This window comes from Draconibacterium sp., from assembly GCF_041583095.1.
GTDB lineage: Bacteria > Bacteroidota > Bacteroidia > Bacteroidales > Prolixibacteraceae > Draconibacterium.
Map to the genome: position 1 here is coordinate 1 of NZ_JBFHGM010000264.1, position 7,075 is coordinate 7,075.

Consider the following 7,075-nt stretch of genomic DNA (forward strand, 5'->3'; position numbering starts at 1 on the left):
AATGGGACACTAGTGATAATAAGTATTAAACAAAAAACCATAAAACTTAATGACTATGACCAACAGAAGATCATTTTTGAAATCGCTTGCCGGCGCAACTGCCGGAATTAGTTTGGCTTCAGGCTCCTTTGCTTCTGGTCAGGAAACGCGCGACAGACTGGGAGAAGTATTGCCAAAACGAAAATTAGGCCGAACCGGCGAACACGTTACCATGCTTGGCACCGGTGGCTACCATGTGGGCTGGACAACCGAACGCGATGCACAGGAAGTAATAGAAGCATCTCTTGAAGGCGGTGTCCGTTTTTTCGATACTGCTGAAAGTTATTCAAGAGGAACCAGCGAAGAACGATACGGGAAATACCTGACTCCAAAGTACCGCGACCTGATTTTTCTGATGACAAAATCAACCGGCCGCGATGCCAAAACCGTGCAGGAACATTTGGAGGGCTCGTTACGAAGACTAAAAGTTGACCAGATTGACCTGTATCAGGTTCATGCCATTTCAACGCCCGGTGATGTTGACAACAGAATAAACAATGGTGTTTTAGACGTACTTTTAAAAGCGAAACAAGAGGGCAAAATAAAATACCTTGGATTTACCGGCCACCAAAATCCGTATGCCCACATGCGAATGCTCGAACAAACCGAAGCAAGTGATATCTTCGACACTGTACTAATGCCGGTTAACCTTCTTGATGCATCGTATTATAGTTTTATCGAAAACGTAATGCCAAAGGCACTTGATCGAAACATGGGTATTTTATCCATAAAATCGCTGGCCGACGGAAGATTCTTTTCCAAAAAGGAAGAAGCCAACTGGACATCTGACGACCCGGTGATCCCGAACTATGTAAGCATAAAACAAGCGATGCATTTTGTTTGGTCACTACCTGTTTCAGTTTTGATATCGGGAAATGAGAACGCAACATTCATGCGCGAAAAAATTGCGCTGGCACGCTCATTCTCAAAATTATCGGAAGATGAAAAGCAGAATCTTATCGACAAAGTAAAACTTCTGGCTGAGTCGGGAGGAATTGAATATTACAAACGAAAGGAATCATAAAAGAAAATCCCGGCGCCTCTGCTACCGGGATTCAAACTAAACCTAACTAAACCAAACTTATGAAAAAACAGCATATTGCTGTGAAGTATTTTGTTTCTAATCTATTTTCTGAATACAATAAATTATACTCAGTTTAATTGTTTTCATGACGAAAAATAAAATACAAATACCATGCCAAAAGTTGATTTCCGGAGGACAAACTGGTGTCGATCGCGCAGTTTTAGATGTTTGTCTGAAATATTCCTTCCCGTGCGGTGGCTGGTGCCCTAAAAACCGGAAAGCTGAAGACGGAAAAATAGCTGCAAAGTATCCGTTAAATGAATTGCCCGAAGAAGACTATGCTGCCAGAACACGAAAAAATGTCACAGATTCAGACGGAACTTTAATCCTGGTTTCGGAAGATTTAACAGGCGGAACACTGCTTACCCAGCAGTTTGCCCAAAAGTTAAAAAAACCGCTGCGAATTGTTCGGACTGATACAAATCCTTCGCACTTAATACCATGGTTAATTCTTAATAATATAAACACGTTGAATGTTGCCGGTCCCCGCGAAAGCGAATGGACTGACGCCTACCCGCGAACCTACCGGTTTATTACCGAATTGATTGTAAAAATTAAATCGTCGGCATCGGCAATGCTGCCCTGATTTATATCAAAAAATAAAATATCTTTGCGCAAAATAGAAGGAACCATTTAATTGAATGGTTGTTAAGAGGTAGTAAATGGAGAAAATTAGAAACTTTTGCATCATTGCGCATATCGACCATGGAAAGAGCACGTTGGCTGACCGCCTTTTGGAATTTACCAAAACGATTAGCGAACGCCAAATGCACGCCCAGGTGCTCGATAGTATGGATCTGGAACAGGAACGTGGGATTACGATTAAAAGCCATGCCATACAAATGGATTATGTGCACGATGGAGAGCCCTATAAATTAAACCTGATTGATACTCCGGGACACGTCGATTTTTCGTACGAGGTTTCGAGATCGATTGCTGCATGCGAAGGAGCATTACTTATTATCGATGCTACCCAGGGAATTCAGGCGCAAACCATTTCGAATTTGTACCTGGCCATTGAACACGACCTGGAAATTATTCCGGTACTGAATAAAATGGACCTCCCAAATGCGATGCCCGAAGTTGTTGAAGATCAAATCATCGACCTTATCGGCTGCGACCGCGAAGATATTATTCGCGCCAGCGGAAAAACCGGAGAAGGAGTTCAGGAAATTCTGAATCAGATTATATACAAAATACCACACCCGAAAGGCGATCCTAAAGCACCGTTGCAGGCACTTATTTTCGATTCGGTTTTTAATTCGTTTCGCGGAATTATCGCCTATTTCAAAATTCAGAATGGTGAAATAAGGAAAAAAGACCTGGTGAAATTTGTGGCCACCGGCAAACAATACGATGCCGACGAAGTGGGTGTACTAAAACTAAGTTTGCAGCCTCGTGATGTTTTAGGTCCCGGAGATGTTGGATACATTATTTCGGGGATTAAAACAGCAAAAGAGGTAAAAGTTGGTGACACGATTACTCACGTTGTTAACCCTTGCGACAAGGCCATTGAAGGTTTTGAAGAAGTAAAACCTATGGTTTTTGCCGGAGTCTACCCAATTGACGCAGATGATTATGAAGATCTTCGTGCGGCAATGGATAAACTGCAACTGAACGATGCATCGTTAACTTTCGAGCCGGAATCATCAGCAGCACTGGGATTTGGATTCCGATGCGGTTTCCTTGGCCTTTTGCACATGGAGATTATCCAGGAACGTTTGGAGCGCGAATTCGACATGAACGTTATTACAACAGTACCCAACGTTTCGTATAAAGCTCACCTTACCGACGGAAGTGAAATTACGGTTTACAACCCTTCGGGAATGCCGGCTTCAACAACTGTCGACGAGATAGAAGAACCATACATCAGGGCGAATATCATTACAGCTTCGGAATTTATTGGGCCGGTAATGACCTTGTGTCTCGATAAACGCGGCGAACTGGTCAGCCAGAATTACCTGACTGCCGAGCGTGCCGAACTGGTTTTTAATCTTCCGCTGGGAGAAATCGTTTTCGACTTTTACGACAAACTAAAAAGTATTTCGAAAGGTTATGCGTCGTTTGATTACCACATGAGTGGTTACAAACCGGCAAAACTGGTACGTTTGGACATTCTGCTGAACGGCGAAATGGTTGATGCCCTGTCGACATTAATTCACTTCGACAATGCTTATGCTTTCGGACGCCGAATGTGCGAAAAACTAAAAGAACTGATTCCGAGACAACAGTTTGACATTGCCATTCAGGCAGCTATCGGTGCAAAAATTATTGCCCGCGAAACTGTAAAAGCTGTTCGAAAAGACGTAACGGCAAAATGTTATGGCGGTGATATTACGCGAAAACGTAAACTGCTGGAGAAACAGAAAAAAGGAAAAAAACGAATGAAACAAGTGGGTAACGTTGAGGTACCTCAAAAAGCTTTCCTTGCCGTATTAAAACTGGATTAAAAGAAATTCAAAATCATAAAAAAGCCTGATAAAATTATCAGGCTTTTCTTTTGCTATAGCGTTTCATCAAACAATCAGTTTATAACCTTTTCCGTGTACATTTATAATTTCAACGGTAGGTTCTTCTTTCAGGTGCTTGCGCAGTTTGGTAATATAAACATCCATACTGCGTGCATTAAAATAGTTATCGTCGATCCAAATCGATTTTAATGCATAATTACGTTCCAGCACTTTGTTGGCATTCTGGCAAAGCAATTTTAGCAAATCCGATTCTTTTGTAGTCAGTTTAACGGTGTTTTCGCCTTCAGTAAGCGTTTGCTTCCGGGTATCGAAAGTAAATTTACCCAGCGTAAAAACCTGTTGTGCGCTGGCCTGTCCTTCCTGCGAAGTACGCCGCAAAATCGCCTCCAAACGCATAATCAGCTCTTCCATACTAAAAGGCTTGGTAATGTAATCGTCGGCTCCCAGCTGAAAACCTTCCAGTACATCGTCTTTCATGTTTTTTGCTGTCAGGAAAATTATCGGGATGTCGGCATTTATAATACGTATATCTTTTGCCAGTGTAAATCCGTCTTTTTTGGGCATCATCACATCCAACACACAAATGTCGAAATGCTCTTTCATAAATCCTTTGTAAGCTGCTTCTCCATCCGGATAAAGCTCTGCATCATATCCTTTTGCAACCAAATATTCTTTTAATAATAAGCCTAAATTCTCGTCGTCTTCTGCCAGTAGTAATTTTGTTTTTTGTTCCATGGTTAATTATTTATTTGTGGGAAATAAATTTTAAATTTCGTTCCTTTATTCAAAGCACTTTCAACTTTTATTGTACCGTTGTGAAGGTCGATAATCTTCTTCACATAACTTAATCCCAGACCGAATCCTTTTACATCGTGAACATTTCCTGTTGGTACCCTGTAAAAACGATCAAAAATCTGCGCATGATGTTCCTTAGCAATTCCAATGCCATTATCCTGAACCGAAATAACAAGCTGATCTTTTCGGTTTTCGGTTTTTACCCATATCTCGGGTACCTCCCTGCTGTATTTCATCGCATTGTCAAGCAAGTTAAAAATAACATTTGTAATATGCACCTCGTCGCCTTTAATAAGTGCATTATCTGCTAAAATCTCGGTATGAAGTGTCCCGTTTTTATTGTTAACCCGCAACTCGAAGTTAGCGGTTACGGTTTTTATCATCTTATTCGCGTCGAACTCGCGGAACTTCAACTTTAAACGGCCTTCGTTAAAAACAGCCATCTGCAGCACTTTCTCCACCTGAAATCCCAAACGTTTACTTTCCTGATTAATAACGTTTGCAACGTGTTCAATTATCGACGGTGTATTGGTAACACTACCGTCCTGCAACATTTGACTGGCCAGCGAAATAGTTGAAATTGGTGTTTTCAGCTCGTGCGTCATGTTATTTATAAAGTCGTTTTTAATGTTCGACAGTTTTTTCTGGCGCATGATAACCATTAAAGCATAAGCAAAAATGGCAATCAGCAGCCCGGTTAAAATAATTGTAGGTATAATGGTAAGTCCGGTTTGTCTGAATAGATATCCTTTTTGGTCAGGAAAATATACATTCAAATAGTTGGGTTTGGCACCGCCATAGTCGTTTTGAAACAACAACTGGCTGAATTCCTTGGTACTTTTTCCAACATGGTAGCCTGGCTCTCCAAGCAAAATATCCTCTCTCCCACGGGTTGCGTTTGTTACTGCATATTTGTAACCCAATTCAATCTCCGATTGATTCATTGCACGTGAGAGTAATTCGGCAAGCCGAGAAGTGTCAATTCTGTCTTCAATTGGTCGGTCCTCCAGGTACAAAATTTCGAAGTTCTTCCAGTCAACATCCTTTAGCCATTGTTCTCGTCGGCGCTCAATTTCCTGCCGGCTAATCAGAAGTTGTTCAATAGTTAAGACACCGCTCCCTGAAGCAGAAGAATCCTGATACTGCATTCGATAACTTTCTTCCAACTGTCCGTAATTATTTTGCTGCGAAATCGAAAATTGGAAACTAAGTACACTTCCACTGTTATTTCGAGGAAATACTCCACCAAACTCATTGGCATTCCCACTCCCAGGTATTATACCACTGCGTGCGTATTGTCGTGCAATGTATTCCTCATCAGCCTCTAGTTGCCTGACTACCTGAGCCAATGCATTTATTACCTGCTTATTAAATTGTTCCTCCCTAATATCTGCTGCTGCTTTGATCATCGATCCCTGAACCAATATCAAACCCGACAGCACAACCGCCATCAACACAATTAATGTTATTAGCATTTTACGACTCATGCGACAAAGATAATTTTATTGAAATGTTGAGAATATGGCACTTAACATTATTTAACAGGATATTGTAATTTGTAAAATTAATTAACCAACCAGCCATAATTCCGGTTAATTATTGACGTTTATTAGCTATTTCCGCTTAGCACTTTTTCTATTACCGGTGGGTAATGCTTGTATTCCAGCGCGTGCACTTTTGCAGCTACCTGCTCGGGCGTATCTTCAGGCAACACTTCGCATTTTGCCTGAAAGATGATTTTTCCCTCATCGTAATTCTGGTTTACGTAATGAATAGTGATCCCCGAATACGTTTCTTTGTTTTCAACCACCGCCTTGTGCACATTCATTCCGTACATTCCTTTACCGCCATATTTGGGCAGCAAAGCCGGATGTATATTAATAATCGTGAAGTTTTCGACCAGGTTGTCGGGGATAAGCCACAAAAAACCCGCCAGCACAATAACATCCACTTTACGATTTCTTAATGTTTCAACAATTTCGTTGGTATTATAGAATTGGTTGCGATTAAACACAAAGGTTTCCACCCCATGTTTTTGTGCCCGCACCAATGCATAGGCTTCAGATTTGTTTGCCCACAAGGAATCGATCATAATTTTTTCATTTCCAAGAAAGTACTTAAAAATATTCTCGGCATTGGTTCCCGATCCCGAAGCAAAGACTGCAATCCTCTTTTGTTCCATTTTAACGTTTCTTTAGACTTTAGAACTTTTAAACAATTCGTTCAATTTTAGGCGGTTAATAGTTATATGAGCTGCAACGTTAACATCTTTTTTAATTTTTTTCTTGGAGATTTAAAGCGTAAATGTATTACTTTGCAGCGAATTATTTAAAACAAAATTTAGTATTAATTAAAATTAAGAATTATGTCTGACGTTGCAGCAAAAGTAAAAGCAATAATCGTTGATAAATTAGGTGTTGACGAAAGTGAAGTAACTACTGAAGCATCTTTCACTAACGATCTTGGTGCAGATTCACTTGACACAGTTGAATTGATCATGGAATTTGAGAAAGAATTTGATCTTGCTATTCCAGACGACGAGGCAGAAAAAATTTCTACAGTAGGTGAAGCAGTAGCTCACATCGAAGCTGCTCTCTAATTTTACCAAAAGAAGTTATATTCATAGAATTCATTTATGGAATTAAAACGGGTAGTAATAACCGGTGTTGGAACCGTTAATCCTTTA

7 protein-coding genes are annotated in these 7,075 nt (G+C 40.6%); 4 read left to right on the forward strand and 3 right to left on the reverse strand.

What is annotated here, in order from left to right; all coding sequences use genetic code 11:
* Nucleotides 1-55 precede the first annotated feature (55 nt).
* The 3 genes from ABZB17_RS18485 to lepA all read left to right on the forward strand — a co-directional run bounded on the left by ABZB17_RS18485 (nucleotide 56) and on the right by lepA (nucleotide 3,573).
* Nucleotides 56-1,063: an aldo/keto reductase gene (locus ABZB17_RS18485; protein ID WP_372652361.1), complete on the forward strand. Its 1,008-nt coding sequence runs from the start codon at nucleotides 56-58 to the stop codon at nucleotides 1,061-1,063.
* A gap of 145 nt (nucleotides 1,064-1,208) precedes the next feature.
* The gene (locus ABZB17_RS18490; RefSeq protein ID WP_372652363.1) at nucleotides 1,209-1,709 is read left to right on the forward strand and encodes a putative molybdenum carrier protein; all 501 of its coding nucleotides are present in this window, start codon (nucleotides 1,209-1,211) and stop codon (nucleotides 1,707-1,709) included.
* A gap of 76 nt (nucleotides 1,710-1,785) precedes the next feature.
* The gene (lepA, locus tag ABZB17_RS18495) at nucleotides 1,786-3,573 is read left to right on the forward strand and encodes a translation elongation factor 4 (RefSeq protein ID WP_045026241.1); all 1,788 of its coding nucleotides are present in this window, start codon (nucleotides 1,786-1,788) and stop codon (nucleotides 3,571-3,573) included.
* A 66-nt stretch (nucleotides 3,574-3,639) separates the two neighbouring features.
* Here the strand turns inward: lepA and ABZB17_RS18500 are convergent, their stop codons facing one another.
* The 3 genes from ABZB17_RS18500 to purN form a co-directional block, all read right to left on the reverse strand.
* On the reverse strand, nucleotides 3,640-4,329 hold the full coding sequence (locus tag ABZB17_RS18500) for a response regulator transcription factor (protein WP_163348537.1): 690 nt from the start codon (nucleotides 4,327-4,329) through the stop codon (nucleotides 3,640-3,642).
* A 2-nt stretch (nucleotides 4,330-4,331) separates the two neighbouring features.
* A complete protein-coding gene (locus ABZB17_RS18505; RefSeq protein ID WP_372652366.1) occupies nucleotides 4,332-5,864 on the reverse strand; it encodes a sensor histidine kinase in 1,533 nt (510 codons plus the stop codon).
* Between the two features lie 134 nt (nucleotides 5,865-5,998).
* Nucleotides 5,999-6,571: a phosphoribosylglycinamide formyltransferase gene (gene purN, locus ABZB17_RS18510; protein WP_372652368.1), complete on the reverse strand. Its 573-nt coding sequence runs from the start codon at nucleotides 6,569-6,571 to the stop codon at nucleotides 5,999-6,001.
* Nucleotides 6,572-6,754: 183 nt separating this feature from the next.
* Here purN and ABZB17_RS18515 point away from each other — a divergent pair, with 183 nt between their 5' ends.
* The gene (locus tag ABZB17_RS18515) at nucleotides 6,755-6,988 is read left to right on the forward strand and encodes an acyl carrier protein (RefSeq protein WP_045026237.1); all 234 of its coding nucleotides are present in this window, start codon (nucleotides 6,755-6,757) and stop codon (nucleotides 6,986-6,988) included.
* The last annotated feature ends 87 nt before the right edge of the window (nucleotides 6,989-7,075 follow it).